Consider the following 14,688-nt stretch of genomic DNA (forward strand, 5'->3'; position numbering starts at 1 on the left):
CTCCAATGCGCGGCCGCGCTGCCGCGGAAGCAAGGGGACGACATGGCGGCGAGCAGGACTCGGTGCGGATCGATATGGATATGGCGCGGTCCCGGCCCGTGGACCTCGTGCACCTGGCGCCTTACACTCTTGGCGAGCGCGCTCTCGAATGCGAGGTGCTGGGGCTCTTTTCCACGCAGTCTATTGTCTATGTCAATCGCCTCCGTGCGTCCTGGTCGGACCGGGAGTGGAGGGAGGCCGCCCACTCCCTCAAAGGTTCGGCGTTGGCCGTGGGGGCATGGCGCGCTGCCGAAGCGGCGCAAGGTGCCGAAGCGCTTCCTGCCGATGCGCTGATCGCATCACGCGATGCATGCCTGTCCGAGATCGAAGCGTCGGTGGCGGAAGCGAACGATTTTATCGCGTCGTTTGTGCAGGACCGCTGAAATGCGGCGGCGAAAATCCGCCCCAAAGCACTAGAGTCTCCGGGTTAATTGCACTATAGCAGCGCGTCGCGAGTGGCTCGTCCGCTTGCGCCTTCATCCTCGGGCACGCATATCCAAGGCGGCCCGGCTCCCGCGATCGGAAGACAATTAAGTCGCCAATGTCATGGCCAGGATTACTTTTATCGAGCACAACGGGACCGAGCACGTGGTCGAAGCTGAACTTGGCATGACAGTGATGGAAGCCGCGGTGAAGAATTCGATCCCGGGGATCGCGGCGGAATGCGGCGGCGCCTGCGCCTGCGCGACCTGCCATGTCTACGTTGACGATGCCTGGCGCGATCCGACGGGAAACCCTGAGCAAATGGAAGAAGACATGCTGGATTTTGCATTCGACGTGCGCCCGTCGAGCCGGCTCAGCTGTCAGATCAAGGTCAGCGCGGCGCTCGACGGCCTTGTGGTTCGCATCCCTGAAAAGCAGTTCTAGCACCAGCCATGTCCGAAAATGTGATCCAGACTGACGCTGTCATTGTAGGCGCCGGCCCTGTGGGCCTCTTCGCAGTCTTCGAGCTCGGCCTCGTCGACATCAAAGCCCACGTCCTTGACATTCTCGATCGCCCCGGCGGCCAGTGCACCGAGCTCTATCCGGAGAAGCCGATCTACGACATTCCCGCGCTGCCGATTGTGAGCGGTCAGGAGCTGACCGATCGGCTGATGGAGCAGATCAAGCCCTTCGACGCCACGTTTCATCTCAATCAACGCGTCGACACGCTCGAGCGTCTCGACGAGGGCTTCCGCCTCACCACCGATCTCGGCACGGTATTCGAATGCAAGCTTCTGATCATCGCCGCCGGCGGCGGATCCTTCACGCCGAAGCGGCCGCCTCTGCCTGGCATCGAGCAGTATGAAGGCACGTCGGTCTTCTATTCGGTGCGGAAGATGGACAATTTCCACGACCGCGATGTGCTGATCGTGGGCGGCGGCGATTCCGCGCTCGATTGGACCTTGAACCTACAGCCCGTCGCCAAGTCGCTGACGCTGCTGCATCGGCGCGCCGAGTTCCGCGCGGCACCGGACTCCGTGAACAAGATGCTCGCGCTGGTGGAGCAGGGCGATATCGCCTTCAAGCTCGGCCAGGTGACGGAGCTACATGGCGACAATGGGCAGCTTACAAAGGTCACGGTGAAGGGGCCGGACGGGGCGACCTACGAGCAGCCGTCCGAGGTCATGCTGCCGTTCTTCGGCCTCACCATGAAGCTTGGGCCCATCGGTGATTGGGGCTTGAACCTGCATGAGAACCTGATCCCGGTCGACACCGAGAAGTTCGAGACGAGCGAGAAGCGCATCTTCGCCATCGGCGACATCAACACCTATCCGGGCAAGCTGAAGCTCATTCTCTCCGGCTTCCATGAGGCGGCTTTGATGGCGCAAGCCGCCTATCGCTATATCTACCCGGACAAGAAGCTCGTCTTCCAATACACGACGTCGTCGACGAATTTGCAGAAGAAGCTCGGCGTCAAGTAAGATTCGCCGCTACGCCAGCGAACGATAGACGGCGATCTCGTAGGGGCTGAAGAGCTTCGCTCGGATCCGCTGTGCCGGCGGCAGATCGACCCGCATGAACACAACACTCTGTTCGACAAGATCCGTCGCGATCGGATCAACGAGGACGAGATAAAGCCGTCGCGGCGATTCGCGGTAGGACGCCACAATGCTGTTCAGCACCTCCGCGAACACCTCGCGTGAAAAAGGGTTGAAGAAAAAATGCACGGCTTCGCCGTCGAGCGTGCCTAAGCCGGCGGCGTCCTCCAAGATGCACTCGACGTCGCGGCACTTCATGCGCGAGCGCGGGAACTGCGCAATATTCATGGTCGCGGCGTCGTGCAGCTCCGGGGCGAACTCGATCCCCCCGACCGCCTTGAAGGGGTACTGCGCCGCGAGCAGGAGGACGCGACCTTTCCCTGCGCCATAATCCACGAAACTCAAGCGGCTGAAGTCGAAGTCGATCGCCGCGAGCGCCCACTCGAACACGCAATAGGGGGTGGGCCGGTAGTCGTGGCCCTGGTCTCGATGGCTGCCCACGACGGTCAGTCCCTCGAGCGCGACGGTCTCTGCCGTTGGCACGAAGAAGAGGCGCTCGATGGAGCGGTCGAGCACGCCCACATGCAGCGCGAGCAGCCTGTCATGATAATCGCTCTTCAGCCGTTCGGGCCGCGTCCGCTCTTTCAGTCTGGCCCCGGTCCGTTTGAGTTCTGGCAGCACGGTGTCGCGGCCTATCTCGGCGGCGCGCGTGAGGCCGGTATTGCTTGCGACAACCGCTGTCGTCGTGGCGCGCTTGGTGTGATCCGCGGTCTTGTCGGCGAGGATCGCGATCCGTTGCGCGACTTTACTCTGCGCCGCATCGCGCCGCATCGTACCCGCGCGCGCCCACCCGGATTTGCTCGCAGCAATCGCACGCGCCGTTGCGGCTTTCGTTCGCTGAAGCGCAGCGGCAGCCATCGCCGCCGCGCGTTTCCGCCGCGAAGCGACAGGCGTCTCCTCTGGCTTCGTGTCCTCCTCGGAATCGTGAGGCACAGCGGTCATCGCTCATTTCCCCGGGCACATGCGTGAAGAGTCGGCAGCATCGCGGACCGACGCAAGGGCTTTTTTAACGCAACGTTAACCATAACGTTCCTGAATTAGGCTTCGATCAACGCGTGGCGGATTGTGATATCCTTTTGATTCGCGTGGAAGATTACTCCACGGCGTCTGTCCGGCACCACCCAGCGGCGGGGGAACAAGCGTTGCAGGCAGAAGAGCGTTACGATTCCGTCCGGCACGGCCTCATCGTCATGTTGCCTCGGCTGAAGCGCTTTGCCGACGTGCTTGTCGGCGAACGGCGGGAAGGCACGGCATTTCTTCGCCGCGCCCTGACGCGCATGCTGAACGAGCAGCATCGCTATCAACGCGGCACCATGCTCGACCGCTGGGCCTTTGCCGAGATCTACCGGTCTTGGCTGCAGGAACTGCGCGATCACGCCGACCCGATGGGTCAGGCCAAGGCGGCGGAGGCGGATTTCGAGCGCCTCTTCCTCCACGAGGATGACGAAGACTTCGACCCTGTCACAGCGAGCTTCCTCGGACATCTGCCGCCGCAGCAACGAAGCACGTTGCTTCTTGTGTACGCCGAGGGGTTCGATCACGAGGACGCCGGCCGTGTCCTCGACTGTTCTGCAGATACCATCTCCGCGCGGCTTGTCCGCGCCAGCGCGAGCCTTGCCGATCGCTTGGGCTCGGACGTGCAGGAGCCGGCGAGCGCGACCATCGAAACGCTCTATCCCAAAGGGCAGAGGGACGATCATGACCGAACTCAGTGACGAATTGCTGGTGGCCTATGTGGACGGCCAGCTTGCGCGCAAGCAGACCCGCGCCGTCGAGAAGGTGCTCGACCAGGACGATGTGATCGCGCGCCGTGCCCATGCCTTGCGCGATGCACATGCGCGTTTGGAAGCGGCTTTCGATGCGATCCTCGCGGGGGATGAAGCCGAGATTTCCATCTATGCGGGCCCGCCTATGGCCCGAGAGCCGGCACCGCGCCAGCGCGGCTTCCTAAAATTTGCGCTGGCCGGGACGGGGATCGCCATAGCGCTCGGCCTTATCGTTGCCGGCTATGGCTGGCCGCTGGCCATGCCGGAATTCCCCATGTTCAAATCCGGTAGCCCCACGCAACAGACGGCTCTTGCGGCGCCGTGGCGTCGCGAAGCGGCGAGAGCCCAAGCGTTTGCGAGCCGGGCAAGCCTGGAAGTGAGTCCGGAGAGCCAAGCCAATCGCGACCTCGTCACGTTGCAGTTCGCAAGCGCCATAGCGCCGACATTGAAATTTCCGGATCTACAGCCGCAAGGTTTCCGCTTCGTGCGCGCCCAGCTCTTGCGGGATGGCAACGAGCCGCTTGGGCTTATGCTCTATCTTCCGAAGGAAGGCGCTCCGCTCGCGCTCTATGCAAGGCGTGGGCAGGTCGAGGGCCTCCCTGTCTTCCAGCGCGAAGGAAATATTGGCGCTGTCGGGTGGTCGGAGGCGGGAGTCAGCTATCTCCTCGCCGGCGAACAAGACGACGACATGCTCCTGCGCCTGACCGAGAAGATCAGGCACGAACCGTTGCCGCCGGCGCCATCGCTGCCGCCGTTTGTCCCTGTCGCAACGGACAAGGCGCGCATTGGTCCTCTCCCGCACTCGCCACGCCCGACGAAAGCACTGTCGCGGTGGAACCCGAATGTGCCTTCACCGATACGGTAATTAACGCGCGACCTTCGCATGGGGGGCATAGTCGCCGGCGAGGTAACGGGTCAGGTCTGCTCTGATCGCCGCCGTGCGCTCTTTGTTGCAATAACTGAGATTGTCTTTGATCGTGTCGATGACCGACTGGCGCGTATAATCGTAAGCACGCTCGATCTTCTGCATCTGGGCCGGCGGCGTTCCGGCTCGCGACTCTGACGCGAGGTAGTTTGCTCGGAGTTGCCCGGGATCGAAGATAAAGCCGCAATAGCTCGCCCGCGCCGACGTCCATGCCACTTGAATTGGACGCGCAAGTGGATCGTCCGGCTTGACCGTCCGCGCCTCGATATCGGTCGCGGCGCCCTCTTTATTTCTGGACGACCCGATCGTGCCGCAGCCTCCGACAAGCGTAAGCGCGAACCCTGCCGTGATGACGCTCGCCGCGACTGCCATTCTTGTTGTTGTTTCGAGCATGATGGCGGGGATCTTATCCATCGACCGCCAACGACTAAAGGGGAGAGCAGGGGAGATAAGCGCAAAACGCAAGAAAGGCGGAGCTTTGGGGCCCCGCCTCCCTGTGCGATGTCGAGCCTCACGCCCGTTCGGAGCGATCGGTCGGCGCCGCGAGACCTTTCGGTCTCTAATCACGTGGTCAGCCCCATGATTGCTCACGAAGCGACGGCGTGATCCGGCCCTAGCCCTTGTTTAGCGTCGCGTTGCTGCGGCGTGGTCCCCAACCTTGGCCGGGCCGGAACCGCGGGACAGCAGAGGAATTTGCGGTGCCAGGTATCCTGTCAACCTCGCCCCACGGTATTGCGGCAAAGCCGACAGACCGTGACACTTAGCGCCCGCCTACTCCTCCACCTTGAGCCACCCATGGCAGTGAATGACCTCGGGCTTGCCTAGCCCTATGAGCTTTCTGTCTGCTTCATGTGCTTTTGGATCTCTCCGCAGGCACACTCTGCAACCAGTCCCCTCACGCTTCAACCATACATGACGCGCAGAACGGCGCATGCAGGGTGGAGAGGTTATCCCCATTATCCACCGGTCATCGGAACGGAGCCGTGCGAACGACGTTCTTCGGTCATGGTCGACTCAGCGGAACGTAAAGCGGGAGGAGACGTCCCTCCCGAGAAGGGCGCGCCGGTGAGTGTCGAAACGCATCTTCTCGCCGACGATGGTCTCATCCCGAACAATCCGAAACTGCCGCTTGTCGTCTACCGTCAGGTGTTCGGCCGCAACGGGCTTGCCGCTGCGCCGGAACGCGCGTTCGACGACCTGTTCAAGGCGCATGGATGGGTAGGCAACTGGGTGAACGGCATCTACGACTTCCAGCACTACCATTCGACCGCCCATGAGGTGATTGGCATCGCGGCAGGCCGCGCCAATGTGCAATTTGGAGGTCCTCACGGCCTCGTTTGTGAGCTTCGCGCCGGTGACGTTGTGATGATTCCCGCAGGCGTTGGCCATTGCTGCTTGATCAGTAGGAACCTCGTCGTGGTCGGTGCCTATCCCTTCGGTCAGTACTGGGATCTTTGCCGCGACACAGAGTCCGATCGCGCCAAGGCTCTCGACAGTATCCCCTGGGTTCCATTGCCGCAGTCTGATCCCGTCCTCGGCTCGCGCGGGCCTCTTGTTGTATGCTGGCGCGACGACTAGGCGTTTCCCTGGCCGCTGCGGCTTGTTATGCTTACGGCGGCCGTGCAGAGGGTTGCGCGTGATTCCGCGGTCCACTCCTGTTACCGGCAAATGTCATGCATGCCTTGAATAGCCGCACGATCGGCATGGTCTTGCTCGCATACTTCTTGGCATTCGAAGCGACGCTTGTGCTGAGCGTGAACGCTCTCGGCATTCCCGGCCTTTTCCTTCTGCAGCTCGGCGAGACGACAGGTCCGCGCATCGTAGCGCGTAGCAGCGGCGGCGAGACCGTCATGGCCAAGGGACCGGGTGAAGATGCGGCACCCGCTGAGGTCGTGCCGGCAACAAAGCCCATTCCCATCGAAGCTGCACTCCCGTCAGCGAAGCTCGACGTCGACACACTCGATCCGACCGCGCTCGTCGCGTCGCAAGCCGCAAAGACATCTGAGGGTAGCAATCGGCGCCCGGCTCCAACCACAGCCTTCATCGGCGGCACCGCGTCGCCCGAGACGCTGCCTTGGGATGCGATCGAGCCTGTGCCGTACCCGCGTGAAGCGTCGCTCGTGCCCGGAGCGCCGCCGCCGTCGCGTTTCGGTCCGTCCGTGCCCGCACCCGGTGCCGCGAGCGAACCCGCCTTCGACCTTTCAGCGTCGGCCGCCGGAGGATGGGTGAAGGCCAAATCCACTCAATTCAAAGGCGCAAACCGCGCGAGGCCGATGTTCCACTTCGAGCTTTGGGTCGAGCCTCCCGACGCCATCAAGCAGCGGCTCATCGCTGTCGCTTACGATGTCGAAGCTGGCGCCGTGCAACCGCGCGTACAGCAATCAAGAGAGCGCCAGACCGGGTTCCGGGTCGGTTTTGGAGGCCTGAGCTGCGCGGACAAAATCACGCTGACGCTGATGTTCGACGATGGCCGTTCGCAAGAGGTCGATATTGACGGCTGCAAGCTACCGGGCTGACCGGAACTCGGCTCAGCGCATGCCTGCGACTTCTGCCACGAGCTCCCGAAAGCGCGGCCGGGGCTGCTCCACATAAGGCAGCGGACGGCAGACATCGATGGCGGCGATACCGATCCGCGCGGTCAGGGCGCCATTGAAGATGCCTTCGCCGAGACGCGCTGATAATCGCGCCGTGAGCCCATGCCCGATCACCTGTTGGATGACGTCGTCGCCGAGCGCGATGCCGCCTGTCAGCACGATATGCGTCAGCACCATGCGTGCGAGTTTGAGGAGCGACAGGGTCCCAGCCCGCGCGCCGTAGAGCGTGGCGAGCCTGCGCAGCATCCGCAAATTCTCCGTTGCCACGAACAGCATGTCGATGATCGCGTCGGGGCTCACCGCGGTCACGACCGAGACGCGCTTGGCTGACGCCGCGACGATGCCGCGCGCGAGAGGATCGAGCGGTGCGATTAGGGTCCGTTCGCAGAGCCGCAGCAGCTCCGCGGAATCCATGATGTCGTGTTCGTGCTCCGACAACCGTAAGAGGCCCCAGGCGAGATCCTTGCGCCCGGCATAAAGCCGCTTGAGCCGATCGGCGACATCAATGGCGAGAGCCTTGTCGTTCTGACGCGCGGCGCTGTCGGCCTCATGGCGAATGCGGCCGAGCCGCCCGAGGCGAGCAAGCCCGGCGGCCTCGCGCAGGATGAGCATGATAAGCGCGAGGATGACGATGCCGAGCAGGGTGACGGCGACAAAGCCGATCCAGTCGTCCCGCGCCAGCAGCGCCAGCACCCAGTCGTAGAGCCAGAGCGAGGCGATAAGGCTGACGAGCCCGCCAAGAGCCGTGAGGAGAATACTGCCCCAGCGAAGCCCCCGGCGAAGATCGGGAACCCCGCGCACGCGCGGCGCGGGCATGGGGAGCCCCTCCAACGGCGGCTGCGGCGCCGGAGGCGTAAAGATCTCAACCTCTTCGACGCGAAACGCGGTCGGTTTGCGGGGTTGGCCTTTGGTCATGTGAGGCGATCTCCGATCAGCGCCTGAATAGCGCGATCAAGCCGTATGTTTGGGAAGGGCGCGAAGCCACCCGAGGGCAGCTTGACGGGGTCGGGGGGACGGAACCGCACGAACCGCACGTCGTCTTGCTGCGCGGCAAGCCCCTTGAGCGCAAGGTCGGGGTCTTTCGGAAGGTCGCCGGGAAAGATGGCGAAGGCTTCGTCGCCATTGAAGTGGCGCCTGCCGATCGTCTCGCCGGGCAGGGGGTAGCCGACAATGCACGGGAGGACGTCTCCATTCCGCTTTGCCACGCCTTCGCGCGTCGCGCGGATAGTGGCAAGCGCGAGCACCTTCACCTCCGCGCCCGCATATTCGGCCCGCGCCATCGCCCTGCCGGTGAGGCGCGCGAGAATGGCCTCGAGCCGGTCATGGCTTTGCTGATGCAGATGGTCGGCCTTCGTCGCGGCAAGAACAATGCGGTCGATGCGCGGCCACAGCAGACTGGACCACAACGTGTTGGCACCGGTGCGGAAGCATTCGAGAATCTCGGTCATGGCGCGCTCGAGATCGGCAACCGCAGCCGACCCGCCGTTGAGCGCGGCAAGGACGTCGATGAGCACGATTTGCCGGTCAAGCCTCGCAAAATGATCGTGAAAGAACGGACGCACCACGTGGGTCTTATAGGCCTCGTAGCGCCGCGCCATCAGTGCCCACATCGAGCCACGGGGAAAGCTATCCGCCCCTTTGGCGTCGAGCGGCGCGAAGGTAAGGGCGGGCGAGCCTTCGAGGTCGCCGGGCATCAGAAAACGGCCCGGCGGAAGAGTTGAAAGCGCGTATTGGTCGGCGCGCGTCTCGCGCAGATAGGCTTTGAACAAATGCGATAGCGTTTCTGCCTGCACCTCGTCAGCCGGCGCCGCGGGATCCACGCCGGCCAAGGCTTGATGCCATGTCTTCGCGATGTCTTTCCGCCCGCTCTTGCGGCTCTCGTCGAGCGCGGCGCGCGACCATTGCGCGTAGTCGAGATTGAGCAGCGGCAGATCGAGCAGCCATTCCCCGGGATAGTCCACGATATCGATATGCAATCGAGTGCGACCAAGCTGTCGCTTCCAGAACTTGGTGGTCTGATATTCAAGAGCGAGCCTCAGCTGACTGATGCGGCGCGTGCTCTCCGGCCAGCGGGGCGGGTCGCCGGTGAGATCGGCAAGGTGGCGCTCATATTCGAAACGGGGAATCGCCTCGTCGGGCTGCGGCTCGAGATAAGCGCGCAGGAGGCGGCCCTCGGCCGCGGCATCAAAGAACGGAAGGCGCCCTCCTGAGATGAGATTATGCACCAGCGCCGTGATGAATACCGTCTTGCCCGAACGGGCGAGTCCGGTAACGCCGAGCCGGATCGTTGGCGTGCCGAGATCCGCGGCGTAATGTCGGAGGTTCGCCGCGGCGGCCGCGACGGCGCGGGTGATGCTGGAATTAGGCAAGCTTTCGACGCGTCCTTCCTCGATCCGGCTCAAAAGGGCTCATAGCGCCCCCGCCCAAATTGGCAAAAGAGAGGGTATCCGCTGCCTCTTTTTCAAGCAGATCCTCCCATCGCATGGATTGCCGCGCTCACAAATAAATATGACGGATCTGCAACGGCCGGGCTGTCCGTGCTTCGCACCGTTGTCAAGGGAGTCTGTTGTCTTGACTTGTCGACTCGCTTTCGTAAATACGGGGCAGCCCGGCTGGGGGTCGTCGCTAACCGTGCGCGAACCGGGTGGCGGGCGATCCGGCCCAACAAGATGGATTGCGTATGGAAGTGGCTTTCATGCGAACCAAGAAAAAGCTCCCCGAGGATTATCGTCCGACCGAGGACGAACCCTTCATGAGCGATCTGCAGCGCGCCTATTTCCGGCGTAAGCTTCTGGCGTGGCGCGACGAGATTTTGCGCTCGACGAAAGAGACGCTCCAGCATCTTCAGGACGAGTCGGTGCAACATGCCGATATCGCAGACAGGGCGAGCTCCGAGAGCGAGCGCGCGCTGGAGCTTCGTGCGCGAGACCGTCAGCGCAAGCTGATCGCCAAGATCGATGCTGCGCTCGAGCGCATCGATGATGGCACCTACGGCTATTGCGAGGAAACAGGCGAACCCATCAGCTTGAAGCGCCTCGACGCGCGGCCGATCGCAACATTGAGCGTCGAAGCGCAGGAGCGGCATGAGCGCCGCGAGCGCGTCTACCGCGACGAATAGTCATCGCGGCGTCCGCTTCTCGATCGGAAAGTCGAAGATCGAGTCGGGATAGGGCTCCGGCACAAGCGTGTAGTGCCACCGTTCCAACGGATAGTTTTGGAAGCCCTGAGATCGCATAGAAGCGCTCAAGGTCACGCGGTTGCCATCCTCTTCGTCGCTTAGGCCTGACGCGGCGGTATTGGCCTTCACGTCGAAGCAGTCGAAGCTTGTGCCCATGGCAAGGCTGCCGTCGGGCGAGCGTCGATTGCGGGGCGGTGCAGGGCGCCTGTGTTTCGCTCGCGGGCGTCTGCATCGGTGTGTTGAGGGGGACGAGGGTCACATCGACCGTGGCGCCGCGCGAATGTCCGGACCGCGTGGCAATGTAGTTGGGAAATAGCGCCGTCTTGTCGAGCCGCGGATAATAGTACGCCTTTGCCTGTGCGTCATCCTGCCGCTTCGCCCACGCCAAGAATGCCGCCACGGATCGCGCCGGTCGATAGCAGTCGTAAACCCTCAGGGAGAGACCCTTGGGGTGGAGATCCGCCTGAACCGCCTTCAGCGCCTCGGCGGCTCGCCGCACCAGCACGCATTCCGGCGCGACATAGCCCGGCACCCTCTGGCCGGTGAAATTATTCGCGCCCGCATAGCGCATGTCCTGCTGGATCGTGGGATCGACATCACGGAGATAAACGAAGTCCGCCGGCATCCCCTCGGCCTGCGCGGAGGCCGCCGCCATTAAGATGCAGAGCGCGACGACAAGATGCAGAGCGCGACGACGGCAACGCGCATGATGGAAGGTAGAAGACGCAACATGGAGGACGTCCGGGGGGCGTGCGCGAGCCGTCACCCATTCCATAAAAAAACTCCCCGCTGGAGGGCGGGGAGTGGAGAGGTTTGGGGGACTGACATGACTGGCAGGACCAGTCGGTGTCGGACCATTAGCAGGGAACTGCCGGAAACCTTACGACACGAGCGGTTGAAAATTACCGGCGTCACTTCATCCGCCTGCCACTACAACGCGTGGCCACCGTAAGTACAGACTCTGTTTACCTCAACTCGGCGCCCATCACAAGCAAAACCGACGTGTCATTTTCGTCACTGTCAATCGCAAAGCAGGGCAGAGAACGAAAAATATTCAGCTTTTTCCGAAATCTGGCGCGGGCCGCGTATCGTTGCGCGCAATAATGACGTCCTCGAGCGGCGGCTCGAGATGGGCGTGCGCCTTGATTCCCGTCTCGATCAGAACGTCGACCGGGCCCCCGGTCATGATGAGGTGCTCGACGTCGTCGCGGCGGATCAGCATGAGTTTTCGCCGGCTGTCGACCGTGGCGGTCTCGACCAGAGCAAGGCGGCGCTCCCGCGCTCGCAAGAATCCCGAGCCGGTCCCGCTCCCACCGAAAAACGCCTTGAACGCCCAGACGGTGAGGGCAATCAGCGCGCTCACGAAGAGCACGGCCGCAATGGCAAGAACGATCGTGTCGAAGTTCATGGCCGCTTTCCGCAACTGCCCTAAAGGCTCATTAACCACGCGTGCCCATACAGGACAAGGCTGCGCGGCTTGAGAGTAGCGCGCCACGTCCGCCAAATGCTGACGGAACCTTTGGAAATCCTGGCTTGACGCCTTGGACCTGACAATGTCCGGCTTAAGAAATCCGAATCGGATAATTTGATCGCATGACCGATATCGACGCTCCAATGCGCTATGCGCAACCCGCCGCGGACCATACCGAGCGTGACGGGAGCGTCAGCCTCGTGGTGCTGCTTGCTCTCGCGCTGGCCGCGGCAGCAGTTGGGCTTGCCATGGTATCACGGGAGATCGCCGAGCCTTTCGTCCTCGCGATTCTTGCCGGCCTCGCGGTGATAGGCGTGTTCTGCCTCTTTGCGGGAGCCGTAGGCATTCTTCATTTCGGTCAGCGCCAGGCGCGCAATGACGTCGCTAAGGCGTTCATCGACAATCTGCCCCAAGGCGCCCTCATCGCCGACGGCGCGGGGCGGGTGCTCTACGCCAACGAAGCCTATCGCAGCCTTCTGGGCCTCGATGACTCTGCGACGGTTCCGCCGCCGGATCGCGCCTTTGCCGGCAATCCGCATCTTGCTGAGGTGATCTTCCGCCTCTCGCGCGCGGCGCAACAGGGCCGTTCGCTGAAGGAAGAATTTCGGCTGCCTCCCGAAGGCGACACCCTCGACAAAGAGGTGATTCCGCGTTGGTTTCGCATTTCGGTGCAGCCGATGCCCTCGGACCCACGCGCCGGTCGCAAGGGCGCTCTTGTGGTTTGGCAGGTCGACGAGGTGACGCAGGATCAAGCCCGGCAGGAAGCAAGCTTCGCCAAGGTCCAGGCTGCCATCGCCTATCTCGACAACGCGCCCGCAGGCTTCTTCACCACCGATAGCGAAGGCAATGTCGAATATCTGAATGCAACACTCGCGGAATGGCTCGGGCGCGATCTTTCCGAGCTCGCCAACACGCCGTTGAAGCTCAGCCAGATCATGTCCGAAGACGGCGCGGCGCTCGTCGCCCGCGCCGGCCGTGGTTCCGTGCAGGGGGCTACGCGTCGCTTCGACATCGATCTCTTCAAGGCTGACGGTATGAGCCTTCCGGTGCGCATCCTGCATCGTCTACCGCCCGGCACGGGCGAGGCGGGTCTCGCGCATGCGCTCGTTCTCAACCGCTCCCCGGGAGAGGCCGATGAAGCCGGCTCTGCCGAGCTTCGCTTTGCACGCCTGTTTCACTCCGCGCCGATCGCCATCGCCGCCGTCGATCGCGAGGGCCTTGTCAGTGCGAGCAACGCGGCGTTTGCACGGCTCTTCGGAAGCGCCGGCGATGAATCGCGGGGCGTCAAGCTTGAAAGCTTGTTCAACGACGAGGATCATCCGGCGCTGCGCAAGGCGCTCGGCGCCGCGCTCGCGGGACAGGGGCTCATCGATCCTGTCGAAATTTCTTTCGCGCGCGATAAGGAGCGGAGCGGCACCGTCTATCTGAGCCCCATCGAGCAGGCCGAAGGCGAACGTGAAACGGTGATCGCCTATGTGATCGAGACCACCGAGCAGCGCGCGCTCGAGATGCAGATTGCGCAGAGCCAGAAAATGCAGGCCGTCGGCCAGCTGGCAGGTGGAATCGCCCACGATTTCAACAACATGCTGACCGCGATCATCGGCTTCTCCGACTTCCTGCTGCAAAATCATCGACCGACCGACCCCGCGTTCCAGGACATTATGAATATCAAGCAAAACGCGAACCGCGCCGCGGGGCTCGTTCGCCAGCTGCTTGCCTTCTCGCGGCAGCAGACTTTGCGGCCGCAGGTCCTGCATCTCGACGATGTGATCTCGGAGCTTTCCATCCTGCTCGGCCGTCTGCTCGGCGAGAATGTCGAGCTCAGTCTCGATCAAGGTCGCGAGCTCTGGCCTGTCAGGGCCGATCTGCATCAGTTCGAGCAGGTTATCGTGAACCTCGCGGTCAATGCGCGCGACGCCATGCCGGGCGGTGGCAAGCTTCGCATCCGCACGGCCAATATCACCGAGGCGGACTCGCGCGAGCTTGGCGTGCAGCACCTTGTGGCGGCCGACTATGTGCTGATCGAGGTAGCGGATACTGGCACCGGCATGGACCAGGAAGTCATGCAGAAAATGTTCGAGCCGTTCTTCTCTACCAAGGAGATCGGACGCGGCACCGGACTCGGTCTCTCCACCGTTTACGGCATCGTCAAGCAGACCGGCGGCTTCATCTTTGCCGATAGCGAGATTGGCAAGGGCACCACCTTGCGGGTTTACCTGCCGCGCCACATCGAAACCGAGGCTGAGGTTGAAGCGCCGAAGCCCGAACGGCGCGAGAAGCCGCGAGACCTAACTGGGCATGGCACGGTTCTCCTCGTCGAGGACGAGGACGCGGTGCGGAGTTTCGCGGCGCGCGCGCTGGGTCAGCGCGGCTACCACGTGCTTGAAGCAACCACCGGCGCTGAGGCGCTCGAGGTCTTTAACAGCCACAAGGGCGAGGTTGATCTCGTCGTGAGCGACGTGGTGATGCCGGAGATGGATGGGCCGACACTGTTGAAGGAGCTTCGGCAGCAACGCCCGGATCTCAAGATCATCTTCATCTCGGGTTACGCCGAAGATGCCTTTCGCCGCAATCTGACCGAGAAAGAGGACTTCATGTTTTTGCAGAAGCCCTTCGATCTCAAGCAGCTGGCCGCCGCGGTGAAGGCGGCCCTGGAGGGCTGACGCGGCAACACGTGTCGCAGGTTCGGAGGGC

At 62.8% G+C, this 14,688-nt stretch carries 15 protein-coding genes and 1 pseudogene; 9 read left to right on the top strand and 7 right to left on the bottom strand.

The genetic code is table 11. The features are described from left to right. The first annotated feature begins 62 nt into the window (after window positions 1-62). The 3 genes from ACR2J1_RS05400 (at window position 63) to ACR2J1_RS05410 (ending at window position 1,943) form a co-directional block, all read left to right on the top strand. The gene (locus tag ACR2J1_RS05400; RefSeq protein WP_434018312.1) at window positions 63-422 is read left to right on the top strand and encodes an Hpt domain-containing protein; all 360 of its coding nucleotides are present in this window, start codon (window positions 63-65) and stop codon (window positions 420-422) included. A 163-nt stretch (window positions 423-585) separates the two neighbouring features. After that, window positions 586-906 (top strand): 2Fe-2S iron-sulfur cluster-binding protein, encoded by a 321-nt coding sequence (locus ACR2J1_RS05405; RefSeq protein ID WP_434018313.1) that lies wholly within the window; start codon window positions 586-588, stop codon window positions 904-906. Between the two features lie 8 nt (window positions 907-914). Continuing rightward, window positions 915-1,943, top strand: a complete 1,029-nt coding sequence (locus tag ACR2J1_RS05410) for an NAD(P)/FAD-dependent oxidoreductase (RefSeq protein ID WP_434018314.1) — start codon at window positions 915-917, stop codon at window positions 1,941-1,943. A 9-nt stretch (window positions 1,944-1,952) separates the two neighbouring features. Here the strand turns inward: ACR2J1_RS05410 and ACR2J1_RS05415 are convergent, their stop codons facing one another. Next, window positions 1,953-3,002, bottom strand: coding sequence for a hypothetical protein (locus tag ACR2J1_RS05415; RefSeq protein ID WP_434018315.1), 1,050 nt, complete (start codon window positions 3,000-3,002; stop codon window positions 1,953-1,955). Between the two features lie 200 nt (window positions 3,003-3,202). Between ACR2J1_RS05415 and ACR2J1_RS05420 the strand changes: the two genes are divergently transcribed. After that, window positions 3,203-3,775, top strand: coding sequence for a sigma factor-like helix-turn-helix DNA-binding protein (locus ACR2J1_RS05420; protein WP_434018316.1), 573 nt, complete (start codon window positions 3,203-3,205; stop codon window positions 3,773-3,775). Beyond that, window positions 3,759-4,691: an anti-sigma factor family protein gene (locus tag ACR2J1_RS05425; protein ID WP_434018317.1), complete on the top strand. Its 933-nt coding sequence runs from the start codon at window positions 3,759-3,761 to the stop codon at window positions 4,689-4,691. Before ACR2J1_RS05420 ends, ACR2J1_RS05425 begins: the two co-directional genes overlap by 17 nt. Here ACR2J1_RS05425 and ACR2J1_RS05430 read toward each other — a convergent pair whose 3' ends face one another. Then, a complete protein-coding gene (locus tag ACR2J1_RS05430) occupies window positions 4,692-5,165 on the bottom strand; it encodes a hypothetical protein (RefSeq protein WP_434018318.1) in 474 nt (157 codons plus the stop codon). A gap of 651 nt (window positions 5,166-5,816) precedes the next feature. On the opposite strand from ACR2J1_RS05430, the gene ACR2J1_RS05435 reads away from it, so the two are divergent. Both ACR2J1_RS05435 and ACR2J1_RS05440 read left to right on the top strand, forming a co-directional pair. Continuing rightward, window positions 5,817-6,329, top strand: a complete 513-nt coding sequence (locus tag ACR2J1_RS05435; RefSeq protein ID WP_434018319.1) for a cupin domain-containing protein — start codon at window positions 5,817-5,819, stop codon at window positions 6,327-6,329. 95 nt (window positions 6,330-6,424) lie between these two features. Continuing rightward, on the top strand, window positions 6,425-7,267 hold the full coding sequence (locus ACR2J1_RS05440; RefSeq protein ID WP_434018320.1) for a hypothetical protein: 843 nt from the start codon (window positions 6,425-6,427) through the stop codon (window positions 7,265-7,267). Between the two features lie 12 nt (window positions 7,268-7,279). On the opposite strand, the gene ACR2J1_RS05445 is transcribed toward ACR2J1_RS05440, so the two are convergent. Both ACR2J1_RS05445 and ACR2J1_RS05450 read right to left on the bottom strand, forming a co-directional pair. After that, window positions 7,280-8,260, bottom strand: coding sequence for a YcjF family protein (locus tag ACR2J1_RS05445; protein ID WP_434018321.1), 981 nt, complete (start codon window positions 8,258-8,260; stop codon window positions 7,280-7,282). Next, window positions 8,257-9,747, bottom strand: coding sequence for a YcjX family protein (locus ACR2J1_RS05450; RefSeq protein ID WP_434018322.1), 1,491 nt, complete (start codon window positions 9,745-9,747; stop codon window positions 8,257-8,259). Before ACR2J1_RS05450 ends, ACR2J1_RS05445 begins: the two co-directional genes overlap by 4 nt. Before the next feature lie 293 nt (window positions 9,748-10,040). On the opposite strand from ACR2J1_RS05450, the gene dksA reads away from it, so the two are divergent. Further along, on the top strand, window positions 10,041-10,463 hold the full coding sequence (gene dksA, locus ACR2J1_RS05455) for an RNA polymerase-binding protein DksA (protein ID WP_434018323.1): 423 nt from the start codon (window positions 10,041-10,043) through the stop codon (window positions 10,461-10,463). Here the strand turns inward: dksA and ACR2J1_RS05460 are convergent, their stop codons facing one another. The 3 genes and pseudogenes from ACR2J1_RS05460 to ACR2J1_RS05470 all read right to left on the bottom strand — a co-directional run bounded on the left by ACR2J1_RS05460 (window position 10,464) and on the right by ACR2J1_RS05470 (window position 11,931). Continuing rightward, on the bottom strand, window positions 10,464-10,679 hold the full coding sequence (locus ACR2J1_RS05460) for a M15 family metallopeptidase (RefSeq protein WP_434018324.1): 216 nt from the start codon (window positions 10,677-10,679) through the stop codon (window positions 10,464-10,466). It abuts the gene before it with no gap. A 151-nt stretch (window positions 10,680-10,830) separates the two neighbouring features. After that, window positions 10,831-11,298 (bottom strand): annotated as a pseudogene (locus ACR2J1_RS05465) (M15 family metallopeptidase); the annotation flags it as partial. A 279-nt stretch (window positions 11,299-11,577) separates the two neighbouring features. Then, window positions 11,578-11,931 (bottom strand): flagellar biosynthetic protein FliO, encoded by a 354-nt coding sequence (locus ACR2J1_RS05470; RefSeq protein ID WP_434018325.1) that lies wholly within the window; start codon window positions 11,929-11,931, stop codon window positions 11,578-11,580. A gap of 185 nt (window positions 11,932-12,116) precedes the next feature. Here ACR2J1_RS05470 and cckA point away from each other — a divergent pair, with 185 nt between their 5' ends. Further along, window positions 12,117-14,657, top strand: coding sequence for a cell cycle histidine kinase CckA (gene cckA, locus ACR2J1_RS05475; RefSeq protein ID WP_434018326.1), 2,541 nt, complete (start codon window positions 12,117-12,119; stop codon window positions 14,655-14,657). Window positions 14,658-14,688 lie beyond the last annotated feature (31 nt).

The organism is Methyloceanibacter sp. (assembly GCF_050999895.1).
Lineage (GTDB): Bacteria > Pseudomonadota > Alphaproteobacteria > Rhizobiales > Methyloligellaceae > Methyloceanibacter.

Bases quoted from the DNA above. Each gene is read 5' to 3' on its own strand.
- cckA (WP_434018326.1), top strand. From the start codon at position 12,117: ATGACCGATATCGACGCTCCAATGCGCTATGCGCAACCCGCCGCGGAC.
- ACR2J1_RS05425 (WP_434018317.1), top strand. From the start codon at position 3,759: ATGACCGAACTCAGTGACGAATTGCTGGTGGCCTATGTGGACGGCCAG.
- ACR2J1_RS05440 (WP_434018320.1), top strand. From the start codon at position 6,425: ATGCATGCCTTGAATAGCCGCACGATCGGCATGGTCTTGCTCGCATAC.
- dksA (WP_434018323.1), top strand. From the start codon at position 10,041: ATGCGAACCAAGAAAAAGCTCCCCGAGGATTATCGTCCGACCGAGGAC.
- ACR2J1_RS05430 (WP_434018318.1), bottom strand. From the start codon at position 5,165: ATGGATAAGATCCCCGCCATCATGCTCGAAACAACAACAAGAATGGCA.
- ACR2J1_RS05470 (WP_434018325.1), bottom strand. From the start codon at position 11,931: ATGAACTTCGACACGATCGTTCTTGCCATTGCGGCCGTGCTCTTCGTG.
- ACR2J1_RS05415 (WP_434018315.1), bottom strand. From the start codon at position 3,002: ATGACCGCTGTGCCTCACGATTCCGAGGAGGACACGAAGCCAGAGGAG.
- ACR2J1_RS05405 (WP_434018313.1), top strand. From the start codon at position 586: ATGGCCAGGATTACTTTTATCGAGCACAACGGGACCGAGCACGTGGTC.
- ACR2J1_RS05445 (WP_434018321.1), bottom strand. From the start codon at position 8,260: ATGACCAAAGGCCAACCCCGCAAACCGACCGCGTTTCGCGTCGAAGAG.
- ACR2J1_RS05460 (WP_434018324.1), bottom strand. From the start codon at position 10,679: ATGGGCACAAGCTTCGACTGCTTCGACGTGAAGGCCAATACCGCCGCG.
- ACR2J1_RS05410 (WP_434018314.1), top strand. From the start codon at position 915: ATGTCCGAAAATGTGATCCAGACTGACGCTGTCATTGTAGGCGCCGGC.